We start from the raw sequence: 20,352 nt of genomic DNA, 5'->3' as shown, positions 1-20,352 counted from the left end.
GCGAAGCGAAGGAGTGTCTGGAGTCAGTGGACGAGCGGACAGCGCGTCTGGAGCCAGTGGACGAGGAGAGCGCGTCTGGAGGCGGTGAACGACGCTCAGTCCGTGGTGGTCCCCTCGTCGTTTTCGATGGTGACGGTTCGCGTGACGCTGTCGAGTCCCCAGTCGAGGACGATCTCGAGCTCGTAGCCGTCGCCCTCGGTGGGGGCGTATGGTTCGAACGTGAGGGACGCGGTATCGCCGGGGGCGACGGTCTCGCCGCGCGTCCACCACTTGTCGTGGATGGCGTCGTGCGTGCTGGTCGCGACGAGCGTGCCCGGGCCGTCGCCGGTGTTCTCGACGACGAGTTCGTACTGGAGCGGCCCATCGGTGACGACGTCGGGAACGTCGGGGGTCACGGTGAGTTCCGGCGGGGCGCGGAGCGTCGCGAGGAGGTCGTCGTCGAGCGGATACCGTGCGTCACCCGTCGTCGTGCGGAGGACGAGTGCGGCGCTGTCGACGTCGTCGCCGGTCGGTATCGTCGCCGCGAACTCGACCGGGCGTCCGCCGTCCGTGCGACTGTACGCGTCCGAGTCGTCGTAGCGCTCGCCGTCGACGCGGACGCCGACCGGTGGGTCGCGAGCGAGGGCGCGGGCGCGGTCGGCACCGGAGAGTCGGACGACGACGAACGCGTGGTCGTCGCGACCGTGGGCGTCCCACATCGGCCACTGGCGCTCGACGAACGTCGACTGGAGGGAAAGCGACCCGAGTTCGGCGGTCGTCGCGCCCAGGTCGACCGCGTCACCGACCTCGACCGTTCGCGGACCGTCGTCGGTCGGTGCCGTCGACGCCGTCGCGTCGCGGCCGCTGGTCCCGTCGGTGGCGCGGGGCTGGTCGGTGTCGGTCGCCTCGGTGTCGACGCACCCGGCGGTACTGGTTCCGAGGGCGACGACCGCGGTGGACGCGAGGAGGGCGCGGCGGCGCATGCGAGAGGCTGCCGGCGCCGTCGGTAAGTGTCTTCGGCACGGTGGCGACGACCGGTCGTCCCGAGTGTGGGGTCAGTCGTCGACGACCGCGACCTCGAAGTCCTCGTCGCCGATGCCGTAGTCGACGTCGACGTAGATGGAGTCGTAGCTCCCATCGCCGACGCGCGTGTCGTGGACGTGGGTGGCGCGGACGGTCTCGCCGGCGGGGACGGTGGTGCGGTGGGTCCACCAGGCGTCCGCGATGACGCCGTGCGTGGTGGTCCACGCGACCGTGCCGGGGTTCGAACCGTCGTTCGTGAGGACGAACTCGACGGGGACCGTCGCGCCGCCGGTCTCGGCGGGGACGTCGAGGGCGGTCGAGTACCGCGGCGGGTCCGCGAGGACGTCGAGGTGGGCGTCGGTCAGCGGGTAGCGCACGGGCCCGCCGTTCTCGAGGACGACGGCGCCGTCCTGGACGGTGTCGCGGTCGGGGACGCTCGCGGCGAGACGGTAGCCGTCCTGGTCGCTCTCGTTCACGAGCGCGCCGGTGCTGGCCTCGCCGCCGTCGAACTCGGTGCGGACGGTGGCGTTCCGGACGGCGTCCGCAGCGTTCGACGACTCCCCGCCGGTCGGTGCCAGCGGGAGGACCGCGAACCGACCGCGGGGGTTCGCCTGAGCGTCCCAGTGCCAGAACGGCTGGCCTTGCTCGACGAACGTCGTCTGGAGTCGGAGGTCGCCGACCTCGAAGTCGACGCCGTCGAGCGTGACGACCTCGCCCGATGCGAGCTCTCGCGAACCTCGGACCGGGCCGGCGAGGCAGCCGGCGGTCCCGAACGCGAGGCCTGCGATGGCGGTGGAAGCGGCGGTCGAGAGGAGGGCGCGGCGGCGCATGCGAGTTGCTTCAGCGACGTCCGGTAAGTGTCTTCGGCCGGTGGAGTGCGTGGGTTTTTCCACCCCGTCCCGCTAGGTCGGTGAGTATGAGCGTGCTCTCGGACCGACGCCTGCGGTGGCTGTCGGTCGCGCTGGTGCTGGTGGCGCTCGCGGCGGTCGGCCTCCTGGGCGTCGGGACGCTGGCGGTGGTGTCCGCGATCACGGCCGCGTCCGCCGGCGACGCGCTCCTCCTGGTCGTGCTGCGCGCGGCGCTCCCGTTCCTGCTCGGGCTCGCGGCGCTGTCGGTCGTCGGAGCGGGATTGCTGGCGTGGCTGCTCGTGCGCGCGCTCCGGCTCGCGGAGCTCCCGCGGAGCGAACGCCTGGAACGTGTCGCCCGGGGCGTGGAGGGACAGGTGCCGTGGCTGGCCGAGGTGAACGTCTCCGACCGCGTCGCGCCCACGGTCGAGGACCGCCGCGAGGCACTGGTGGAGCGGTACGCGTCCGGGGAGCTCACCGAGCGCGAGTTCGAGCGCGAGATGGAGGGCTTGCTCGCCGAGGAGGACGCCGCGACGGACTGGTCGGCGACGAACCTCGACGACGAGTTCGACCGCGGGTTCGCCGCGGACCTCCGACGCGAGGACGCGGACGATGACGCTGCCGGCGGCGCAGGTAGCGACGCGGACGCGAGTACCGGCGCCGAGGGCGCTAGCGGCGACAGCACGAGCGCGCGCGCCGACGCCGGGAGCGCCGACGTCGAGCACGACCGCCGGTAGCGGTCGGGTCGTCGCGGCCGACGAACCGACCCGGTGGTCCCTCGCAGGTTTCTTCTCTCGGCGGCCCGTCGACGGTCGCATGGGGTTGTTCGACGCGATGCGTCGCGCGGTCGGTCGCGGCGCCGACGCGGACGCGACAGACGACGACGCGGGCGACGCGGAGAGCGCTCGCCGGGCGGACGACGACGGGGCGTGGGGGCTGGACGCGGACGCCGCCGCGGTCGACCCCCAGCCGGGGCCGCGGCGTCGCGGCGGCGGGCACGGCCGGCACTGGGACACCGCGGTCGACTCAGACGAGGCGCTCCAGCGGGTCGTCGAGACGACGCTCGAGGACGGCCGTGTCCGCGAGAGCCGCGTCGAAGGCGTGGACGCCGTCGAGTACGGCGCCGGGACCCTGCGTTGCCGGGTCGTCCGCGAGGACGGCGACGTCCTGACGGCGTACCCGGTCGGCGACGGCGTCGTCCACGAGACGACCGTGACGGACGTGACGCCGTGGGAGACCGACCTGGAGGCGGACGCCACGATAGTCCTCGGACCGGAGGAGTTCGCGACGTACGGCGCGAGCGCGTGGGGCGTCGGCGGCGTCCCGCTCGGCGACGCCGACGTCGAGCTCGCGGCGCTCGCGTACGCCGTCGAACTGGCCGAGGAGGAGACGTACGAGACGGAGGACGGCGGCGAGTTCTCGACCCGCGGGATGGCGGGGTTCGCGCCCGTCGACGGCGGCGGAGTCGCTGACTACGCGTTCCAGACGACCGTGCGGGAGGTCCAGCGCGTCCCGTTCTTCGAGGCGAACGGCTACCGGTTCCGCGTCCCCCTCACGCGGGACGGCGACGGCACCGACTACGAGACGTGGATCTACGCGGGAGCGCATGCCATCGACGGGCGCATTCCCGAAGCCGGCGAGGACATTTCGGGCGCGTTCTGGGTGCAGTCGCACGTGCGCTGAAGCCGAGGCTGCAACTCAGCCCCTGAGAACCTGGTCGTAGACCAGCAGCCGGGAGAGTCGATGGTACTCGTCGGCGACCCGGACGCAGAGGTATTCGGGTGGTTCGTCGTGGGCTTCGCGGTACCGCTGCTTCGCGGCGCCGAGGTCCGAGAGCAGCGACTGGAACGGCGTCGGGTCGTCGCCCTCGCACGCGACGGCGCTCCCGCGGTCGAGATAGTAGCGGACGAGGAGCTTGGAGGGGTCAGCGAGTTCGCGGTACGGGACGACCGCCGCCTCGTCGTCAACGTCGTCGAGCGGGCCGGCGAACGAGACGGACGCCAGCACCCAGTCCTCGTCGCACGCGCCACGCTCACGGAGCGACGACGGCGGGTCCGAGACCGTGAACGTCTCGGTACCGGCACCCGGAAGGCCATCGAGACAGCCGCCGGTTCCAGCGGCGAGACCGACGGCGGCGGCGAGCAGGGGTCGTCGACGCACGCTCCCGGATTCGACCGCGCCGTTCAAGAACCCCGGCTTTGGGTGAAACGCCGGTCTCGGTGACCCGCCTTCGACACCACTAAGCGCTGCCGTCCGGTGACTACAGGCATGCAGTATCACGAGGCGGCGAACTTCCTGTTCGACCTGCGGCGGTACCGTCCGAGCCCGGGGACGGCGTCGACCGCACGCCTCCTCGAACACCTCGGGAATCCACACGAGGACGTCGAGTTCGTGCAGGTCGCGGGGTCGAACGGGAAGGGGAGTACGGCGCGGATGGTCGAGTCCGTGCTGCGGGAGACCGACCGGACGGTCGGGTTGTTCACGAGCCCGCACCTGGAGGACGTCCGGGAGCGCGTGCGGGTCGACGGGCGGAAGGTCACCAGGGGCGCGCTCGGGGCGTTCGTCGAGCGCGCGAAGCCCCACATCACGGAGCGCGCTGGGGCGGGGGAGTCGCCGACGTTCTTCGAGACGATGACGGCGCTCGCCCTGTGGTACTTCGGGGAGCGCGACGTCGACGTGGCGGTGCTCGAGGTCGGTATCGGCGGGAAGTTCGACGCGACGAGCGTCGTCGACCCGGCGGCGAGCGCGGTGACGAGCGTGACCCTGGAGCACACGGGCGTGCTCGGGGACACCATCACGGAGATCGCGACTGACAAGGCGCACGTCGCGCCGGCGGACGCGCCGCTCGTCACGGGCGCGAGCGGTGACGCGCTCGCGGCGGTCCGCGAGCAGGCCGGCGACGTCGTGACGGTTGGAGCCGACGAGGATGCGGACGTGCGTGTGGACTACGGCGGGCGGACGAATCACGCGGAGGCGGCGGTCGACATCGAGACCGACGCCGGCGGTGCTCTCGACGCACGGATTCCGCTCCTGGGCGAGTACCAGGCGGTGAACGCGGGTATCGCGGCGACGCTCGCGCGCCAGGTCGCGGCCGTGGACGACGACACGCTCGCTCGCGGGCTGCGGTCGGCGCACTGGCCGGGGCGGTTCGAGGTCGTCTCGCGGGACCCGCTGACGGTGCTCGACGGCGCGCACAACCCGGGTGCGTTCGAGGGACTCGCGGCGACGCTATCGACGTTCGAGTACGACGACCTCCACCTCGTCGTCGGCGCGATGCACGACAAGGACCACCGCGGGATGGCCGACGCAATCCCGGCGCCTGCGTGCTGTTATCCCTGCGAGCCGGACCTCGACCGGAGCGAGGACGCGGACGTCCTCGGGCGCGTCTTCGGCGCGAACGCCGGATCGGTGACGCCGCACGACTCGGTCGCGAGCGCGCTCGACGCCGCGCTCGACGCGGCCGACGCCGAGGACTGCGTGCTCGTCACCGGGTCGCTGTTCACCGTCGCCGAGGCGCGCGAGCGCTGGACGCGCATCGAGGTCCCGAAGACGGTCCGCGACCTCGACGACGCCCGGCGAGCGCTCGCGGACGCGAACGTCGCAGACGTCGGCGTCGCGGAGCGACGCGCCAGCGGCGTCCACCGAGTGCTCCGGACTCGACTCCAGGAACGCCAGGCGGACGTGGTCGAGGACGAGCTGTTGCGGCTCGGCGGCGAGTGCGCGGTCTCGGGACTGGACGGGAACGACGAACGGCTCGACGTCGTCCTCATGGGGACGCTCGCGCAGTTCGAACGCCTCGCGGACGTGCTCGACGACCGACCGTACGGGCTCGGCCGGCTCGCCGCGGAACTCCGGGACGCGCTCGACGTCGACGCGACCGACGCCGAGGGACGAGCGGCCAGGGAGGACGACGACGAGCAGGACGGAGCCGTGGAGCGTGACGACAGCGACCGCGGCGAAGTCGACGGCCGCGACGGGGTCGACGGCCGTGACGACGACCCGCGCTGGCCGTGGAGCGACGGGACGGCCGTGATGGGGATCCTGAACGTGACGCCGGACTCGTTCTTCGACGGCGGCGAGTACGAGCGCCTGGAGGACGCCGTCGCGCGCGCCGAGGAGCTGGTCGCGAACGGCGCGGACGTCGTCGACGTCGGCGGGGAGTCGACCCGTCCGGGCGCCGACCCCGTGAGCGTCGCCGACGAGATCGACCGGGTCGTGCCGGTCGTCGAGGCGATCCGCGACGCCGGCATCGACGTCCCGATCAGCGTGGACACGCGGAAGGCCGCGGTCGCGGACGCCGCGCTCGATGCCGGCGCGGACGTCGTGAACGACGTCTCCGGACTCGACGACCCCGAGATGCGGTTCGTCGCCGCCGAGCACGACGCCGGCCTCTGCGTGATGCACTCCATCGACACGCCCGTCGACCCCGAGACGGACGTGGCGTACGACGACGTCGTCGAGGACGTCATCGACCAGCTCCGCGAGCAGGTCCTGCTCGCGGAGAAGGCCGGCGTCGCGCGCGAGGACGTCGTCGTGGACCCCGGACTCGGGTTCGGGAAGACCCCTGCGGAGTCGTTCGAACTCCTCGGGCGCGTCGACGAGTTCGCCGCGCTCGACTGCGCGGTGCTCGTCGGGCACTCCCACAAGTCGATGTTCGGCGCCGTCGACCGCGACGACGACGAACGCCTGTCCGCGACGGTCGCTGCGACCGCCATCGCTGCCGACCGCGGCGCGGACATCGTTCGCGTGCACGACGTCGACGAGAACGTCGCCGCGGTCGACGCCGCACGCGCCGCTCGCCGCCCCGACGAACTCGAAGAGGAGTGACGGTCGACGCGTCGGCCGCGTCCGACGCCCCCCGAACTACGCCGCTCTGACTGCAAGCAACTCGTCCGCGACCCCTTGGTCCGGGGCGAGGAGCGCCGTCACCGAGTCCCCGGAGCTACCGCCGGTGGGTGCGATGCGCTCGCTCGCGTTCTCGTCGGTCTCGTGCTGGATGCCTTCGAGCATCGCGAGTATCTCCTGTTCGCCCGCGGGGAGCTTCGTCGGATGGCCGCCGATGGCGAGCACGACGTCGTCGCCGTGGCGGACGCGGGTGACGTACAGCTTCACCTCGACCTCCTCGCCGCCGAACGTGGTGTTCGTGGCGAACACGCCGACGCGCGCGTCCGTGCCGAGGACGGACGCGGTCTCGTTCTCGACGAACTGCGCGTTCTCCAGGTTCCCGAACGCGGTGTCGTAGTCCGCGGTGAGGTTCGCGAGGATGCCGCCGTAGCTCATGTTCGCGTACGGGTTCGTCGTGTGCCCGAACACGTCGACGCGGTGCGTCGCCACGACCGCGAGCACGCCGGTGGTCTCCTCGGCGATGTCGTCGTACTTCTCGTAGCGCGCGTACCAGTTGTTGACCTCGATCCGTCGGTCGGAGACGGTCTGGTTCACGACCAGTTCCTCGCGTAGTTGCCGTTCGTAGCCGGTCGCCGTCTTCGCGTCCGCGTCGACGCTCACCTCGTTCGCCTGGTAGACGAGGGCCTCCTCGCCCGTGACGAACCCGATGCAGCCGCTCGTCACCACCACGAGGACGAGCGCGACGACACCCACGCTCCGCGTCGAATCCATGCACCAGTGGTGTCGGTAAGCGCCAATCAACCTTCCGGCTGTTCGGGTCGGTCACCGGCCGACGTTCCGGTCGTCTCGTTCGGTCGCTCCGGTCGGGGTGGAACCACGGAACGCCCGCATTGGTGTGCTAAGACGTGCCACAACGCGCGCTGAGTCGTCCAAAAGACCCTTAACCCACGCCGTAATTACATCTCATTACAGATGGCCGACTTCCCGGACTACCTCGACGTGGATTACACGGACGGCGAAGGCGAGAACCCCGAGGACTACCCCTCGGTCGAGCACAAGATCGAGAAAGCCATCGAGGTCACGAAGAAGGGCCTCGAGGAGTACGAGAACCCCGTCGTCATGTGGACCGGCGGCAAGGACTCGACGCTCACGCTGTACTTCGTCAAGGAGGTCGCCGACCGCTTCGACCTCGAAGTTCCGCCGGTCGTGTTCATCGACCACTTCCAGCACTTCGAGGAGCTCATCGACTTCGCGAAGCACTGGGCCGACGAGTGGGACCTCGACGTCATCTGGGCGCGTAACGAGGACATCGGCTCCATCGTCGACGAGCGCGACCTCGAACCCGGTGACGACATCGAGATCGACGAGCTCGGCGAGCACAACCAGCACCACGTCCGGAACATCCTCGAGTACGAGGAGGACTCGTTCCCGTTCCTGCTCGACACGTACGTCGGGAACCACCTCCTGAAGACGGTGGCGCTCAACGACGCCATCGAGGAGCACGACGTCGACGGCATCCTCTCCGGCGTCCGCTGGGACGAGCAGGAAGCGCGCGCCGACGAGACGTTCTTCAGTCCGCGCCACGACCCCGACATCTACCCGCCCCACGACCGCATCCAGCCCATCCTGCACTTCGACGAACGCGCCGTCTGGGACACCTTCTGGCACTTCACCATCCCGGACGTCGTCGAGGGATACCCCGAGGAGGGCTACGTCCCCGAGAGCGACACCGACCTGCCCGAGGGCATCGAGCAGGAGGACATCCCCGTGAGCCCGAAGTACTTCGCCGGGTTCCGTTCGCTGGGGAGCGAGGTGTCGACCGACAAGTCCGCCGAGGAGCCCGCGTGGCTCCAGGACCTCGACAACACGACCGAGCGCGCCGGCCGCGCCCAGGACAAGGAGGACCTGATGGAGCGCCTGCGCGACCTCGGCTACATGTGACGACGGGCGAGTGACTCGCTAGCTCTCGACGCGTTCGACGGCTGCGACGCACCGTTCGCGTTCGACGGCTGCGACGCACCGTTCGCGTTCGACTCCTCGACGCGTCGTTCACCTTCGATTCTCCGTCTCTCGGTCGCGTAGCACGTGGCTACTCGAACGCGGTGCGGGTAGCCGGTCCCTGTGCGAGTGGATGTCGGCATACGACCAAGACCACCGGCCGCGTCCCGGTCGCTATGAGTTCTTTCCCCGAATACGTCACAGTCGACCACGAGCGCGGCGCGGGGGAGACGCCAGAGGACTACCCGTCGCTCGAATCGAAGTTCGCGGTCGCCGCCGACGTCGTCCGAACGGCGCTCGAACAGTACCGCGACCCGGCCGTGCTGTTCACGGGCGGAAAGGATTACATCATGGCGCGGTTGCGAGACCTCGGGTACACGTGACGGCGTGTCGCCGCCACGGACCGACCGCCCCGCTATCCGCCGAACTGCCGCGACCCGCCGCCGCCGCCGCCCGCGCGGTACTCGCCGTGCTTCACGCCGAGGAACAGACAGAGCCCGCCGAACACGAGGACGGATGGCGCGACCATCATCAGGACCGTCGACGCCGCCATCACGCCCGCGCCGAGCAGGCCGCCGACGCCGACGACGACGACGAGCAGGAAGAGACCGATCGTGGTGCCTTGAGTGAACTCCATACGTCGAGATACGAGCGGGACGACGAGAAGATGACGGTCGCGGAACCACGAGCGGACGGACGCTCCGGACCCGCCACGCGGTCGCTACGCGGTCGGGCGGGCGGCGTTCGCGAGCGACACCAGGACGCCGACGAGCCACCCGAGCGGGACCGACACCGCGAGCCACATCGCGACGTACGCCAGCCCCGTGAGGTCGTACTCGGTACGGAGGTAGTCGTTCACGCCGCCGAGCGCCAGGACGTTGTCGAGGAACCACGCCGCGATGCTCTCGCTCCCGCCGAACACGACGTCGCCGAGCGCCGGCGAGTAGAACGCCGCGACGACCGGCGGGAGGAACAGCGCGGTCACCGCCGCCGGATACGCCGCGAGGACGGTCGTCCCACGGCCGCCGACCTGCGAGAACAGGAACGCCAACGCCGCGCACGCCGTTGCGACGACCGCCGCGGCGACCATCGCGAGGAACCCACTGAACGTGAACCGGAAGTACGACGCCGCCGCGAGCACGCCCCACGCAAGGAGCGCGAGGAACACCGTCCCGAGCAACCCCAGGCGCGTTGACGTCGAGTCCGCGCTCCACACGAGATACCGGAGGACGACGCCCGCGAGCGCGAGCGGGTAGCCGACGAGCACGAACAACGCACCGAGGACGCCCCACGCGCGGTACGCGACCATCCCGCCCGTCGTCTCCGGCGTCCACTTCCCGAGCACTCGCGACTCCTCGGAGCGCTGGCGCGGGAAGAACAACGCCATCCACGACTCGTGGAGCCGCCGCACGTCGACCGCCACTCCCTCGACGAGACCACTCATATCCTATCGCAGTACCCCCACGGTCTGAACGCTTACGGCTCTCGACGCGACGAGGCCGCTCGCGAGCGCGGGCACGCTACCAGGGCGCGAACCCGGGGTCGACCTCGCGGTCACCGCGGTCGAGGCGCGCGATGCGCTCCAGGTCGCCGTCGTCGAGGTCGACGCCGAGACTCAGCCAGTTGTCCTCGATGTGCGCGTGCCCCGTCGCCTTCGGAATCGCCGTGATGCCGTGCTCGCGGAGCCACGCGAGACTCACCTGCGCCTCGCTCACGTCGTGCTTCTGCGCGATCTCAGAGAGCACGGGTTCGTCGAAGACGGTCCCGCGGGCGAGCGGCGAGTACGCGACGAGTTCGACGTCGCGCTCGTCGCACGCCGCCCGGAGCTCCTCCTGCTGGAGGAACGGATGGCACTCGACCTGGTTCGCGAACACGTCCGCCGCGAGCACCTCCTCGGCTTCCGCGAGGTTCTCGGGCTCGAAGTTCGACACGCCGACGCGCTCGATGGTCCCGTCCTCCGCGAGCGCGTCGAACGCCGCGAGCGTGTCCGCGGGGTCGTACGTCCGCGACGGCCAGTGCACGTAGAGGAGGTCGACGTAGTCCACGCCGAGGCGGTCGAGGCTCGCCTCGGTCGTCGCGAGGACGTCGTCGTGACTGAGGTTGTCGATCCAGACCTTCGTCGCGAGGAAGACGTCGTCCCGGTCGACGTCGGCCGCCTCGATGCCGTCGCCGACGCCAGCCTCGTTCCCGTACGCCTGCGCGGTGTCGATGTGCCGGTACCCCATGTCGAGCGCGGTCCGGACGGACTCCGCGCACTGGTCGAGGTCCTCGTTCTGCCACGTCCCCAGGCCGAGCATCGGCATGTCCTTCGCGTGCGGCACGTCGCTCGCCGTTCGCGGTGGTGTCGTCATGGTGAGTGCGAGACCCTTCGGCCTGAAAGCGATTGGGGTGCCGGCCAAGAGACGTTGGCAGCGACCGCTACCGAGGAGTTCCCGCGACTGAGCGCTCGGAGGTCGATGGCGAGTCGCCCGGTTTAACTCGGTCGCGGCCGAGCGCTCCACCATGCAGTACGCGTACGTCGTCGGCGCCGCCGCCATCGCCATCGCGGGCGTGGCGTTCGCGCTCTTGGTCCTCCAGAAGGGGAAGAACGCCGAAGCCAGGAAGTCCGAGCGAGCGCACGCCGACGCGCAGGACCGCGACCCGCCCGTCGACCTCGGCGGGACCTACGAGTTCGGCGTCCACGAGTTCACGACGCATCACTCCGGCGAGTCCATCGCCGTCGGGAAGGTCGAGGGGTTCGTGCTGTTCGTCGAGGACGTCCCCGGTGACGTCCAGGTAGGGGACGTCATCGAGGCGACCGTCCTCTCGTGGAACGACGGCCGGACGTCCGCCGACGCGACGTTCGAACGCGAACGCTGACCGCGCGCTCGAACGCGACGAAGTCGGTCGCGTCGAGATATTGCGGGCATCGTTTTATGCGTCACCCCGGCGACGCTCTCACCATGGCAACCACGACCTCCAGCGTCATCGTGTTCCTCGTATCGCTCCTCGTCGGCGGTGCCGCGATCCACGTCGGCGCGACGTTCGCACTCAAAGGCAGGGACTACACGCACGCCGTCGTCACCGCGCTCCTCGGGTCGCTCGCGTGGACCGGCGTCGAGGTCGCGTTCTCGCTCGCGGAGGTCTCGCTCGGGTCGCTCGCGAGCGTCCTCGCGCTCCTCGTCTGGGTGGGCGTCGTCAAGTGGCGGTACCGGGCGGGCTGGCTGCGCGCCGGCCTCATCGGCGTCTTCGCGTGGATCGCCGCCCTCCTCGTCCTCTCCGTGCTCTCGATAGTCGGCGTCACCGCCGTCGACGCCTACGGCGTCCCCGGCATCTGAAACCTCGACGGCCATCGACTCCCATCGCCCGGGCTCACCGAGACGCCCGTAGCCAGCGGACGACACGGCGCTATCGCTGCGAGCGCGCGCCGTCGAGAGAACCGCCCGCATCGACCGGGACCGCACCGAGAATCCAGACTACTTAGCTGATGAACTTGTTATCGCGCCAGTTGACGCCGTTCTTGCCCTCCTCGTTCTCGCCGGGGCCTTCGACGACCTCGAGCTTCGCCGGGCGTTCCTCGCCGTCGACGATGCGGTGCGCGGTCAGCTCGCCGTCCTGGCTCGTGATGGCGGTGAGCGTGCCCTTGTCAGCGAGCTTCGCGATCTCGCGCAGCACTTGGAACATCTCGAACTGGAGGAGCGAGTTCTGGAGGACGGTCTCGCGGTCGCCCTTGAACGCCGCGAACTCCACGAGCTCGCTCTCGATCTCCTCCTCCTCCTCGTCGCCCCACGTCGGGCCGTTGTTCACCTCGTCGGGGTCCTCCTCGTACACGCGGACCTCGGTGACGCTCGCCTTCAGCTGGGCGGTCGGCGTGTACTTGCTGACCTTGTCCTCGGCGATGGCCTTGAGAATGAGGGTGTTGTTTCGACGCGTGATGTCCACGTCGTCGACGTTGGTGGGGAGTTCCGGGTCGGTGTCGAAGTACTCCCGGACGTCTTCGAGTGGCAGTTCGAGTGTCGAATGCAGTCGGTAGACGTGACCTGTTTCGTCTGATGACATGGTAAGAGTTTACGGCGCCGCCTGGTGGCCCTGCCGCTTACGCTATAGTAGGGCTGGCGAGTTTATATGACCTGCTGTTTGTTCCGCGCGTTCGTTCGTGGAATATCGGCTCTCAGCCCGCGAGCCGGACGAACGTGTGATAACTGATACCACGGGAGAAGCAGCTCTGCGGGCGCGGTCCGTGGCGATTCAGGCGCGCGTCGTCACTCGTCGTTCCCGACGCGCAACACCTGCAGCAGCGAGTAGACGGGGACGCCGTCTATCTCGTCGTGGCCCTGTTTGTCGACGAGGACGCACGCGGCGACGGGCTTCCCGCCCTGTTCCTTGACGGCCTCGATGGTCTCCGTGAGCGTCGTCCCGCTCGTGATGATGTCGTCGACGACGTAGCACTCGCGGCCTCGAATCTGCGCGAAGTTCCGCGAGAACGAGCCGCCGAGGTCGTCGAGGTCGCCCTCGTCCCACTGGTGCTTCCGGGGTGCGTACGTCGCCAGGTCCGTGTCCAGTTCCCGCGCGATGCTGGTCGCGATGGGCGCACCGGCCTTCTCGATGCCGATGGTGAGGTCCACGGACTCGCCTTCCTTCTCGAGGAGGTCGGCCATCGCGGCGGACATCGTCGACAGCCGCCAGGAGTCCCGGCCGATGGCGGACCAGTCGACGTGGATGTCGTGCGGGCCGCTCGGGCCGTCGGTCGAGTCGGTGTCGGCGGCGGGCGACGCGCCCGAGCGTTCCACGAGCCAGCTCGCGGTCTCGCGTGACACGTTCAGTTCGTCCGCGATCTCGCCCTTGCTCAGGCCGCGGTCGGCGAGTTCGGCTGCACTCTCGATGAGGTCGTCGACGTTCTTCATCTACGCCCGAATTCGACGGCCGTTTTTATAGTGCTGTCGTCGGTGGCGAACGCCGCGTCGAGTTCGTCGAGGCCGTACACGCCGGTGACGAGGTCGTCGAGGAACGCGTCGTCGAGGGAGAGGAGGCTGTCGACGCCGGCCTCGAAGTCGCTGACGCCGGAGTTGACGCTCCCGACGAGCGCCTTGTTGTGGAGGACGAGTTCGCGATGCACCCGACCGCCGTCGACCTCGAACTCCCAGTCGCCGGGGACGCCGAGGAGGGCGCCGACGCCGTTCGGCGCGAGCGCGTCGACGGTCTGGAACGCGTGCTTCGCGAACCCCGTGGCCTCGTACACGAAGTCGAGGGGTTCGTGCGCGTCGGGTATCTCGTCGACGGGCGTCTCGCGCGAGTCGACGTACGTCCCGCCGAGGTCGTCGATGAGGTCGATGGTGGGGTCCGGGCGGTCGCGGCGACCGAGACAGTAGAGGCGGTCGAAGCGGTCGCTCGCGTCGAGCATCGCGAGCGTGAGGAGCCCGAGACTCCCGTTGCCGAGGACGGCGGCGGTATCTGGCTGCCAGTCGAACGCCGAGCGGGAGGCGAACGCGAGGTCGAACGCCTTCTCGCTGATGCTCGCGGGTTCGACGAGGAACCCGAGGTCGACGAGTTCGTCGGGGATCTCGACGAGGTACTCGGCGGGGCTCGTGAAGTACTCGCTCATGAAGCCGTGCGCGCCGACGATGCCGCGTTCGACGTACTGGCCGTCGGGGGCGTAGTCGGGTTCGCCGCGTGCGAAGTACTCGTTCTCCCCGTTCGGACGTCGGCGGACGGTCGGGACGACGACGTCGCCGCTCTCCAGGTCGGTGCCGTTCGGGTCCTCGACGACGCCGACCGCCTCGTGGCCGAGGACGAGGTGGTCCTCGCCCTCGGGGAACCCGCCGTGACTTCCCTCGATGACCTCGTGGTCGGTACCGTCGATGCCGACGCGGAGCGTTCGGACCAGGGCCTCGCCGGGTCCTGGTTCGGGCCGTGGTTTCTCGAGGACGACGGGCTCGTCCTCGCCGCGGCGAACTGCGATTGCGTGCATACCGTTCCCAATGCAGCCCACCGTCAAAAGATTTATTCTCCCCCGAGTAAAGTTGTGAACGCCGGTGGGTGTCCACCTGTCGACGCCGAGCGAACCCGTGCCACAGTCCGCTCGGCAGGCCCAGCAAGATTCCGTGCCAGCCACCACCCACCGCAACTCTCCCCTCTCTCCGGGGACGCCACTCCCCGGACTCTCCCACGGACACCCAGCATCGCCGCAGTCGACGGTCGGCCGTCTCGGCACGGATGCTGCGTCGGTGATACGCTTACCGTCACGGACGGGGTCGGGGCCACGCTTAACCCGACGGCGGGCGCGCTTCCGGTATGGAACTGTACGACGAACTGTACGCCCTCTACGAGGAGTTCGAGACCGGGACGCTCCGGGACTACCAGGAGTTCGTCGACGTCTTCCCCGCCGTCGACTCCCGCGTCGCACTCGACCACTGGCAGACCGCGAACGACGAACTCGACCGCCGGAAGGCCGAGGTCCGCGAGCGCTTCAGTGCCGGTGAGACGTTCGCCGAGGTCGCGTCCGTCGCCAGCCGCGACCAGGCGTTCACCGCCCTCGACCTCCTGCGTCGGTACGACCGCGCGCCGAACGTCCTCGTCCTCGACGTCGACGAGACCCTGCGGTCCGCGGGGAACACGGACAACGAGATCCCGCGCGACACCCTGCACGTCCTGACGGAGTTCCACGAGGCCGGCATCCCCATCGTCATCTGCACGGGCCAGACCCTCGAGAACGTGAAGGGCTTCATCACGCAGGGGCTCGGGAGCGAACTCGTGCACTCGGGCGACCTCTCCGTGGTCTACGAGGCCGGGACGGGCGTGTTCACGCCCGGGCACGGCGCGGACACCAAGCAACTCCTCTACGAGGACCTCGGCGACGACATCCGTGCGGTGTTCGACGACGTGCGCTCGCGGGTCCTCTCCGAAGCGCCCGACCACCTGCGGCGGGGCACGCACCTCCAGGGGAACGAGTTCAACGTCACGCTCAAGCCGAACTTCGAGACGGGGAGCAAGCGCGCTCGCGAGGTCATCGACGACGCGCTCGTGTACGAGCTCGACCTCCTCGGCGACGTCGTCGCGGACGTCGTCGACGGCCACCCGACCCCCGAGGACGACGTCGAGTCCTACGAGAACTGGACCGCGGACGCAGACGACCTCGCGCCCGCCGCGGCGTGGGCACGCCGGTTCTACGCGGCCGCGGACCCCGAGATACGGAGCGTCCTCGAGACCGTCGGCGGGTTCCCGGACATCGACGTCGACGACGTCCCCGACGCCGTCGTGGCGGTCTTCGAACGCATCGACGTTGCGTACTACGAGGCCGACGCCGCCGAGATCGGGAGTCTCGAACTGAACAAGGTCGTCGGCGTCGAGGCCGCGCTCGACGTCCTCGACGTCGCGGACCCGTTCTCGCTCGTCATGGGAGACTCGAAGAGCGACCTCCGGGTCATGCAGTGGGTCGCCGAGCACGACGCCGGGATTGCCGCCGCCCCCGAACACGCCTCCGGCGACGTCCTGGAGCACGTCCTCGAGACCGACGAGCTCGTGTTCGACCGCGGCGCGAGCGCGACGATGCTCCGCACCGTGTACGTGATGGCGTTGCTCGCGCGACTCGACGACTGACCGGGACCCCGGGGTCGGTCGCCGACCGACCGGAACGCACCCCTTTTCCGTGGGAGCGCCCAAGTTCGACGCATGCGATGCTCGCGGTGCGGTATGGAGCTCGAGAAGCCCGGAGACTTCTGTCTCGAGTGCCGGACCGCGAACGCGGACGGCGTCGTCCTCGACGCGGCGCGTGACCGCGCGGAGGTCGTGATGCTCGACGAGGAGGCGGTCGTGGGGCGGACGACGGTGACGACGACGCCCGAGGACGGTGCGGAGACGGGCGTCGTCGAGTTGCGGAACTTCGCGGGTCGGGTCGCCGACGAGATACGGCGCAAGCGCCCGGAGGCGGTGTACGCGGCGGGCGACCGCGACGTCATCCAGTCGGTGCGCGCGCAGAGTCACTTCGAGTTCTTCCGCGTCGACGGCGACGACCCCGTCGAAGCCGCCATCGGGAGTCGCGGCGAGACGGCGCTGGAGACGGTGGACGCGGCACCCCTGGAGAAGATCGGCGGGTCGCACTCGACGCTCGTCGGCGGCCGCACGGGGATGCGCGCCATCCAGACGGTCGCCGCGTACCCGCACGTGAAGAAGGTCATCCCCGGCCCCATCGACGCGAGCGGCCGGGGGTCCCAAGCGAGCATCACCGCGAAGGTGACGCGCGCGGACGAGCACGGGAACGTCCGCCTGCTGGTGCGGGACGGTTCGAGCGTCCAGGAGAACCGCATCGTCACGACCGCGGGCGACCGCGACACCGGCGAGCGCGTGCGCGACGACCTGAACGCCGCGCTCGACGACGAAGAGCTGCGTTGACGTCGATTTGGCGCGGGCGACCGCCTGCACGATTCGTGTCGTCCACAAGACCTTTGAAGGGTAATTACATCTAATTAGACGTGATGCGTCGAGCAGACATCGTGCTCGCGGCCATCCCCGGCATCGTCGTCACGGGCCTGTTCGCGGACCGCGCGACCGCCGCCGTCGCCGAGTCCGGCGGCCGGGCCGCCGACGCCCTCGCGACCCTCCCCCTGTTCGCCGTCGCGCTCGTCGGCGCCCTCGCCCTCATCTGCTACGAGGTCCTCACCGCGAACGCCATCGAGGCGTGACCGCCACCGGGCACCGCAACCGATGCGCCAACCCGCCGCCGCCGGCGCCGCAGGCGACGCGCCTATCGGTCGCCATCGGACGCAGCGACCGACAGCAGTTCGGCGCTTGCGGGCGGTTCCCACGCCGGTCGTCGCCGGTTCGACTCAACAGGTTTAACTGTGCCGTAGCGGTATCAGCGAGTAACATGGCCAAGAAACAGGGACGCACCGGTAGTGCGGGCCGATTCGGCGCCCGGTACGGGCGCGTGGCCCGCCGCCGCGTCATGGAGATCGAAGCGGACATGAACGACGACCACGCCTGCCCGGACTGCGGCACCGACGCCGTCGACCGGCAGGGCACCGGCATCTGGCAGTGCCAGCGCTGCGGGCACAAGTTCGCCGGCGGCACGTACAGCCCCGAGACGCCCGGCGGGAAGGGCGTCCGTCGCTCCATCCGCGCCGCGCTCGAGGAGCAGGGCGAATGAGCTACAAGTGCTCGCGGTGCAAGCGCGACGTGTCGCTCGACGGCTACGGTGGCGTGCGCTGTCCGTACTGCGGGCACCGCGTGCTGCTGAAGGAACGCAGTCAGGACGTCAAGACCGTCCCCGTCCAGTAACGCGGATGGTCGCGGCGGCCAGCGACGGGCGATGACCGCGTTCCCTCACGAGACCGTTCTCGAACTCTCCTACGACGACGAGTCCCTGGCTCGACTCGTCGAGCGCAGCGTCGGACGCGAGGTCGGCGAGATCGACGACGAGCGCTCCGAGACGGCCGTCTCCCGGGACGGGCGGACGGTCGCGTTCACGGTCGAAGCGCGTGACATGACCGCGCTCCGTGCGGCGACGAACACGTGGTTGCGGCTCGCGATGGTCGCCGAGCGGACGGCCGCGCTCGCCTGACGGCTGCTTCGAGGCGTCCCGCGAAAGCGACGGGTTTTCCGTGGCGGGTCGTGCCGTTCGAGGTATGTCGATCGAGCCGCGGGTGGTGTTCCAGGACGGTATCGACGCGTTCCTCTCGCGGAAGGCGCTCGTGCTCGGCGCGCTGTTCGTGGTCGTCGGCTCGCTCGCGTCCGTGGCGGTGGACTCGCTGGGGTTGGCGCTCGCCGAGTCGGTACTGGCTGCGGCGCGACAGCAGGGGACGGTGCCGGCGGACGTCCAGGCGGAGTTCGACCGGTTGCGCGAACAGCTGGCGTGGGCCGCGGACGTGTCGGTCGCGGACGCCGTCTGGGTGTTCGTCGCCTCCGTCGTCGCGGGCGAAGCGACCCGCATCGGCGCCATCCGCGCGTTCGCCGACGACGACGCGGACGACCTCTCCGTCGAGCACTTCGCGCGACGGTTCCTGCCGGTGTTCGCGAACCGCGTCGTCGTCGCGGTCCTCACCGCGCTCGTGCTCGCCGCCACCGCGATACCGACGCTGTTCCTGCCGTCGCTGGTCTCGGAGTTCCTCGCGCTCGTCGGCCTCGTCCCGTTCTGTTACGTGCTCGTCGGCGTGTACTTCGCGTCGTACGCGGTGACGCTCGACGAAGACGGCCCGGTCGAGGCGTTCACGCGGTCGTGGTCGCTCGCCGCCGGGAACCGGACCCCGCTCGTCCTCGTCGCCGTCGGCGTGCTCGCGGTCACGCTCGCGTTCTCGCTCCCGACCGTCGTCGCGCTCCCGCTCCCGACGGGGACCGGGTCGCTCGCCGCGGCCGTCGCCGAGCGCCCCGGCGGATTCGCCGTCGCCGCCCTCGCGGGCGCCGTCGCGGCCGTCTTCCGTATCGCCATCGCCACGCACGCCTACCGGCACCTCGTCGAGCGAACGGGCCCGACGTTCGACGACCGACCCGACCCCACGACGCGCACCGACCCGGACGACGCACCCTGAGTGTCTCGACCATCGGTCGATGCGGAGAGCGCTGGCCGCCTCGCACGACTGTCGGCTCGGAGCGGCTGACCGATTCCACCACCGACCCCGAACGACGTCGGTTCCCGATTCGGACGTTCGTAGCCGTCTCGTGCCTGGAAGCGCCGGATTCGGCGTCGACCACCTCCGAAGCTCGAAAGCGGGGGTTTTTCAATCCGGACGTACTGCCTCTGGGTATGCAAGGCAATCTGCCGCCCGAGGCACAGGAGAAGATTGAGGAACTGCAGGACCTTCAGGAGACAGCCGAGCAGGTCGCCCGCCAGAAGCAGCAGGCGGAGTCCTCGCTCACCGAGGCACAGACCGCGCTCGACGAGCTCGACGACATCGACGAGGACACGACGATGTACCGCGAGGTCGGCGAGCTCCTCGTCCAGACCGAGTACGACGACGCCGCCGACTCGCTCGACGAGAAGGTCTCCAGTCTCGAGATCCGCGTCGAGACCCTCGAGAAGCAGGAGGAGCGCGTCCAGACGCAGTTCGAGGAGCTCCAGAGCGAGCTGCAGGAGATGCTCGGTGGCGCCGGCGGCGGCGGCCCGATGGGCGGCGCTGGCGGCGCGTAAGCGCATGCCCAGCGACGAGGAGGTCGTGCAGGCGGCCGCGGAAGCGGCGGAGGGACTGGTTTTCTCCCGGTTCAAGCGCTCGGCAGTCCAGGACTTCGACGTCCAGGTGACGTTCGAGGACGGCGTGCTCGAGGTCGACGTGTGGATTCACGCGCCCGAGAGCGACGTCGACGAGGAGACCGTCGCGGAGGACGCGACGCTCGCCGCGCGGAGCGCTGTCGACGACCTGTTCGAGGACGCGGACGACGAGCAGTAGTCGCCGTCGGCCGCTCTCGCACTCGTTTCGAACCGGATAGGCGCGGGTCCGCGACCGGTAGCGGGCCTCGAAAGTGTTCACTGGTGGTGTCGGACGTGCGACCGATGCGTTCTCGCCGTGACGTGACCTCGACGAGCGTCGCGACCGTTGGCGTCGCGGCGGCGGGGTGCGTCGCCGGTGGCGTGTTCGGATGCAACTCGAACCGGGTGATGGTGGAGGCGAAAGTGGTCCCGAGCCCGGTCGGCGTCAGCGTCAAGGACCAGGTGGCCGTCTCGCTGCTCGACGAGGACGCGACGGGTGGCGGGTAG

At 69.9% G+C, this 20,352-nt stretch carries 27 protein-coding genes; 17 read left to right on the top strand and 10 right to left on the bottom strand.

Features of this window, described 5'->3' with window-relative positions; genetic code table 11:
- Window positions 1–95: 95 nt before the first annotated feature.
- Complete coding sequence (locus tag SM754_RS05375; protein WP_323675172.1) at window positions 96–962, bottom strand: hypothetical protein; 867 nt, start codon at window positions 960–962, stop codon at window positions 96–98.
- A gap of 72 nt (window positions 963–1,034) precedes the next feature.
- A complete protein-coding gene (locus SM754_RS05370; RefSeq protein ID WP_323675171.1) occupies window positions 1,035–1,832 on the bottom strand; it encodes a hypothetical protein in 798 nt (265 codons plus the stop codon).
- Window positions 1,833–1,918: 86 nt separating this feature from the next.
- Here SM754_RS05370 and SM754_RS05365 point away from each other — a divergent pair, with 86 nt between their 5' ends.
- Together SM754_RS05365 and SM754_RS05360 are read left to right on the top strand one after the other, a co-directional pair.
- On the top strand, window positions 1,919–2,584 hold the full coding sequence (locus tag SM754_RS05365; RefSeq protein WP_323675170.1) for a hypothetical protein: 666 nt from the start codon (window positions 1,919–1,921) through the stop codon (window positions 2,582–2,584).
- Between the two features lie 79 nt (window positions 2,585–2,663).
- Window positions 2,664–3,530, top strand: coding sequence for a hypothetical protein (locus tag SM754_RS05360; RefSeq protein ID WP_323675169.1), 867 nt, complete (start codon window positions 2,664–2,666; stop codon window positions 3,528–3,530).
- Between the two features lie 15 nt (window positions 3,531–3,545).
- Here the strand turns inward: SM754_RS05360 and SM754_RS05355 are convergent, their stop codons facing one another.
- A complete protein-coding gene (locus SM754_RS05355) occupies window positions 3,546–4,007 on the bottom strand; it encodes a hypothetical protein (RefSeq protein WP_323675168.1) in 462 nt (153 codons plus the stop codon).
- Window positions 4,008–4,115: 108 nt separating this feature from the next.
- Here SM754_RS05355 and folP point away from each other — a divergent pair, with 108 nt between their 5' ends.
- Complete coding sequence (folP, locus tag SM754_RS05350; protein WP_323675167.1) at window positions 4,116–6,674, top strand: dihydropteroate synthase; 2,559 nt, start codon at window positions 4,116–4,118, stop codon at window positions 6,672–6,674.
- Window positions 6,675–6,710: 36 nt separating this feature from the next.
- Here folP and SM754_RS05345 read toward each other — a convergent pair whose 3' ends face one another.
- On the bottom strand, window positions 6,711–7,463 hold the full coding sequence (locus SM754_RS05345; RefSeq protein ID WP_323675166.1) for a DUF6517 family protein: 753 nt from the start codon (window positions 7,461–7,463) through the stop codon (window positions 6,711–6,713).
- 201 nt (window positions 7,464–7,664) lie between these two features.
- Here SM754_RS05345 and SM754_RS05340 point away from each other — a divergent pair, with 201 nt between their 5' ends.
- Together SM754_RS05340 and SM754_RS05335 are read left to right on the top strand one after the other, a co-directional pair.
- The gene (locus SM754_RS05340) at window positions 7,665–8,633 is read left to right on the top strand and encodes a phosphoadenosine phosphosulfate reductase family protein (RefSeq protein WP_323675165.1); all 969 of its coding nucleotides are present in this window, start codon (window positions 7,665–7,667) and stop codon (window positions 8,631–8,633) included.
- 233 nt (window positions 8,634–8,866) lie between these two features.
- Window positions 8,867–9,073, top strand: coding sequence for a hypothetical protein (locus tag SM754_RS05335; protein WP_323675164.1), 207 nt, complete (start codon window positions 8,867–8,869; stop codon window positions 9,071–9,073).
- Window positions 9,074–9,105: 32 nt separating this feature from the next.
- Here the strand turns inward: SM754_RS05335 and SM754_RS05330 are convergent, their stop codons facing one another.
- The 3 genes from SM754_RS05330 to SM754_RS05320 all read right to left on the bottom strand — a co-directional run bounded on the left by SM754_RS05330 (window position 9,106) and on the right by SM754_RS05320 (window position 10,993).
- Entirely contained in the window at window positions 9,106–9,327 is a 222-nt protein-coding gene (locus SM754_RS05330; protein ID WP_323675163.1) for a DUF7333 family protein, read from the bottom strand.
- An 84-nt stretch (window positions 9,328–9,411) separates the two neighbouring features.
- Window positions 9,412–10,134, bottom strand: coding sequence for a hypothetical protein (locus tag SM754_RS05325; RefSeq protein ID WP_323675162.1), 723 nt, complete (start codon window positions 10,132–10,134; stop codon window positions 9,412–9,414).
- A gap of 76 nt (window positions 10,135–10,210) precedes the next feature.
- Entirely contained in the window at window positions 10,211–10,993 is a 783-nt protein-coding gene (locus SM754_RS05320; protein ID WP_323675257.1) for an aldo/keto reductase, read from the bottom strand.
- A gap of 199 nt (window positions 10,994–11,192) precedes the next feature.
- Here SM754_RS05320 and SM754_RS05315 point away from each other — a divergent pair, with 199 nt between their 5' ends.
- Window positions 11,193–11,549, top strand: a complete 357-nt coding sequence (locus SM754_RS05315) for a hypothetical protein (RefSeq protein ID WP_323675161.1) — start codon at window positions 11,193–11,195, stop codon at window positions 11,547–11,549.
- Window positions 11,550–11,632: 83 nt separating this feature from the next.
- Window positions 11,633–12,007 carry a hypothetical protein gene (locus SM754_RS05310; protein ID WP_323675160.1) on the top strand — a complete coding sequence of 125 codons (375 nt, stop codon included), beginning with the start codon at window positions 11,633–11,635 and terminating at the stop codon, window positions 12,005–12,007.
- A 142-nt stretch (window positions 12,008–12,149) separates the two neighbouring features.
- Here the strand turns inward: SM754_RS05310 and SM754_RS05305 are convergent, their stop codons facing one another.
- The 3 genes from SM754_RS05305 to SM754_RS05295 all read right to left on the bottom strand — a co-directional run bounded on the left by SM754_RS05305 (window position 12,150) and on the right by SM754_RS05295 (window position 14,637).
- Window positions 12,150–12,728 carry a DUF7110 family protein gene (locus tag SM754_RS05305; RefSeq protein ID WP_323675159.1) on the bottom strand — a complete coding sequence of 193 codons (579 nt, stop codon included), beginning with the start codon at window positions 12,726–12,728 and terminating at the stop codon, window positions 12,150–12,152.
- A 203-nt stretch (window positions 12,729–12,931) separates the two neighbouring features.
- Window positions 12,932–13,573, bottom strand: a complete 642-nt coding sequence (gene gfcR, locus SM754_RS05300; RefSeq protein ID WP_323675158.1) for a transcriptional regulator GfcR — start codon at window positions 13,571–13,573, stop codon at window positions 12,932–12,934.
- Window positions 13,570–14,637 carry a glucose 1-dehydrogenase gene (locus tag SM754_RS05295; RefSeq protein ID WP_323675157.1) on the bottom strand — a complete coding sequence of 356 codons (1,068 nt, stop codon included), beginning with the start codon at window positions 14,635–14,637 and terminating at the stop codon, window positions 13,570–13,572. Before SM754_RS05295 ends, gfcR begins: the two co-directional genes overlap by 4 nt.
- A 323-nt stretch (window positions 14,638–14,960) precedes the next feature.
- On the opposite strand from SM754_RS05295, the gene SM754_RS05290 reads away from it, so the two are divergent.
- The 10 genes from SM754_RS05290 (at window position 14,961) to SM754_RS05245 (ending at window position 20,352) form a co-directional block, all read left to right on the top strand.
- A complete protein-coding gene (locus SM754_RS05290; protein ID WP_323675156.1) occupies window positions 14,961–16,265 on the top strand; it encodes an HAD family hydrolase in 1,305 nt (434 codons plus the stop codon).
- 72 nt (window positions 16,266–16,337) lie between these two features.
- Window positions 16,338–17,057: a DUF2103 domain-containing protein gene (locus SM754_RS05285; RefSeq protein WP_323675155.1), complete on the top strand. Its 720-nt coding sequence runs from the start codon at window positions 16,338–16,340 to the stop codon at window positions 17,055–17,057.
- Between the two features lie 80 nt (window positions 17,058–17,137).
- On the top strand, window positions 17,138–17,347 hold the full coding sequence (locus SM754_RS05280; protein ID WP_323675154.1) for a hypothetical protein: 210 nt from the start codon (window positions 17,138–17,140) through the stop codon (window positions 17,345–17,347).
- A 185-nt stretch (window positions 17,348–17,532) separates the two neighbouring features.
- Entirely contained in the window at window positions 17,533–17,811 is a 279-nt protein-coding gene (locus SM754_RS05275; protein ID WP_323675153.1) for a 50S ribosomal protein L37ae, read from the top strand.
- Window positions 17,808–17,942: a DNA-directed RNA polymerase subunit P gene (locus SM754_RS05270; protein ID WP_227134824.1), complete on the top strand. Its 135-nt coding sequence runs from the start codon at window positions 17,808–17,810 to the stop codon at window positions 17,940–17,942. The genes SM754_RS05275 and SM754_RS05270 overlap by 4 nt, the downstream gene beginning before the upstream one ends.
- A 31-nt stretch (window positions 17,943–17,973) precedes the next feature.
- Window positions 17,974–18,225 (top strand): KEOPS complex subunit Pcc1, encoded by a 252-nt coding sequence (locus tag SM754_RS05265; protein ID WP_323675152.1) that lies wholly within the window; start codon window positions 17,974–17,976, stop codon window positions 18,223–18,225.
- Between the two features lie 64 nt (window positions 18,226–18,289).
- The gene (locus SM754_RS05260) at window positions 18,290–19,189 is read left to right on the top strand and encodes a DUF7847 domain-containing protein (RefSeq protein WP_323675151.1); all 900 of its coding nucleotides are present in this window, start codon (window positions 18,290–18,292) and stop codon (window positions 19,187–19,189) included.
- Between the two features lie 215 nt (window positions 19,190–19,404).
- The gene (locus tag SM754_RS05255; RefSeq protein WP_323675150.1) at window positions 19,405–19,788 is read left to right on the top strand and encodes a prefoldin subunit beta; all 384 of its coding nucleotides are present in this window, start codon (window positions 19,405–19,407) and stop codon (window positions 19,786–19,788) included.
- Between the two features lie 4 nt (window positions 19,789–19,792).
- Window positions 19,793–20,044, top strand: coding sequence for a DUF3194 domain-containing protein (locus SM754_RS05250; protein WP_323675149.1), 252 nt, complete (start codon window positions 19,793–19,795; stop codon window positions 20,042–20,044).
- A 104-nt stretch (window positions 20,045–20,148) separates the two neighbouring features.
- Window positions 20,149–20,352, top strand: a complete 204-nt coding sequence (locus tag SM754_RS05245) for a hypothetical protein (RefSeq protein ID WP_323675148.1) — start codon at window positions 20,149–20,151, stop codon at window positions 20,350–20,352.

It is taken from the genome of Halorubellus amylolyticus (assembly GCF_034808145.1).
GTDB lineage: Archaea > Halobacteriota > Halobacteria > Halobacteriales > Natrialbaceae > Halorubellus.
This window is presented reverse-complemented; position numbering and strand designations above follow the sequence as displayed.

Bases quoted from the DNA above. Each gene is read 5' to 3' on its own strand.
- SM754_RS05375 (WP_323675172.1), bottom strand. From the start codon at position 962: ATGCGCCGCCGCGCCCTCCTCGCGTCCACCGCGGTCGTCGCCCTCGGA.
- SM754_RS05370 (WP_323675171.1), bottom strand. From the start codon at position 1,832: ATGCGCCGCCGCGCCCTCCTCTCGACCGCCGCTTCCACCGCCATCGCA.
- SM754_RS05365 (WP_323675170.1), top strand. From the start codon at position 1,919: ATGAGCGTGCTCTCGGACCGACGCCTGCGGTGGCTGTCGGTCGCGCTG.
- SM754_RS05360 (WP_323675169.1), top strand. From the start codon at position 2,664: ATGGGGTTGTTCGACGCGATGCGTCGCGCGGTCGGTCGCGGCGCCGAC.
- folP (WP_323675167.1), top strand. From the start codon at position 4,116: ATGCAGTATCACGAGGCGGCGAACTTCCTGTTCGACCTGCGGCGGTAC.
- SM754_RS05345 (WP_323675166.1), bottom strand. From the start codon at position 7,463: ATGGATTCGACGCGGAGCGTGGGTGTCGTCGCGCTCGTCCTCGTGGTG.
- SM754_RS05340 (WP_323675165.1), top strand. From the start codon at position 7,665: ATGGCCGACTTCCCGGACTACCTCGACGTGGATTACACGGACGGCGAA.
- SM754_RS05335 (WP_323675164.1), top strand. From the start codon at position 8,867: ATGAGTTCTTTCCCCGAATACGTCACAGTCGACCACGAGCGCGGCGCG.
- SM754_RS05330 (WP_323675163.1), bottom strand. From the start codon at position 9,327: ATGGAGTTCACTCAAGGCACCACGATCGGTCTCTTCCTGCTCGTCGTC.
- SM754_RS05325 (WP_323675162.1), bottom strand. From the start codon at position 10,134: ATGAGTGGTCTCGTCGAGGGAGTGGCGGTCGACGTGCGGCGGCTCCAC.
- SM754_RS05320 (WP_323675257.1), bottom strand. From the start codon at position 10,993: ATGCCGATGCTCGGCCTGGGGACGTGGCAGAACGAGGACCTCGACCAG.
- SM754_RS05315 (WP_323675161.1), top strand. From the start codon at position 11,193: ATGCAGTACGCGTACGTCGTCGGCGCCGCCGCCATCGCCATCGCGGGC.
- SM754_RS05310 (WP_323675160.1), top strand. From the start codon at position 11,633: ATGGCAACCACGACCTCCAGCGTCATCGTGTTCCTCGTATCGCTCCTC.
- SM754_RS05305 (WP_323675159.1), bottom strand. From the start codon at position 12,728: ATGTCATCAGACGAAACAGGTCACGTCTACCGACTGCATTCGACACTC.
- gfcR (WP_323675158.1), bottom strand. From the start codon at position 13,573: ATGAAGAACGTCGACGACCTCATCGAGAGTGCAGCCGAACTCGCCGAC.
- SM754_RS05295 (WP_323675157.1), bottom strand. From the start codon at position 14,637: ATGCACGCAATCGCAGTTCGCCGCGGCGAGGACGAGCCCGTCGTCCTC.
- SM754_RS05290 (WP_323675156.1), top strand. From the start codon at position 14,961: ATGGAACTGTACGACGAACTGTACGCCCTCTACGAGGAGTTCGAGACC.
- SM754_RS05285 (WP_323675155.1), top strand. From the start codon at position 16,338: ATGCGATGCTCGCGGTGCGGTATGGAGCTCGAGAAGCCCGGAGACTTC.
- SM754_RS05275 (WP_323675153.1), top strand. From the start codon at position 17,533: ATGGCCAAGAAACAGGGACGCACCGGTAGTGCGGGCCGATTCGGCGCC.
- SM754_RS05270 (WP_227134824.1), top strand. From the start codon at position 17,808: ATGAGCTACAAGTGCTCGCGGTGCAAGCGCGACGTGTCGCTCGACGGC.
- SM754_RS05265 (WP_323675152.1), top strand. From the start codon at position 17,974: ATGACCGCGTTCCCTCACGAGACCGTTCTCGAACTCTCCTACGACGAC.
- SM754_RS05260 (WP_323675151.1), top strand. From the start codon at position 18,290: ATGTCGATCGAGCCGCGGGTGGTGTTCCAGGACGGTATCGACGCGTTC.
- SM754_RS05255 (WP_323675150.1), top strand. From the start codon at position 19,405: ATGCAAGGCAATCTGCCGCCCGAGGCACAGGAGAAGATTGAGGAACTG.
- SM754_RS05250 (WP_323675149.1), top strand. From the start codon at position 19,793: ATGCCCAGCGACGAGGAGGTCGTGCAGGCGGCCGCGGAAGCGGCGGAG.
- SM754_RS05245 (WP_323675148.1), top strand. From the start codon at position 20,149: ATGCGTTCTCGCCGTGACGTGACCTCGACGAGCGTCGCGACCGTTGGC.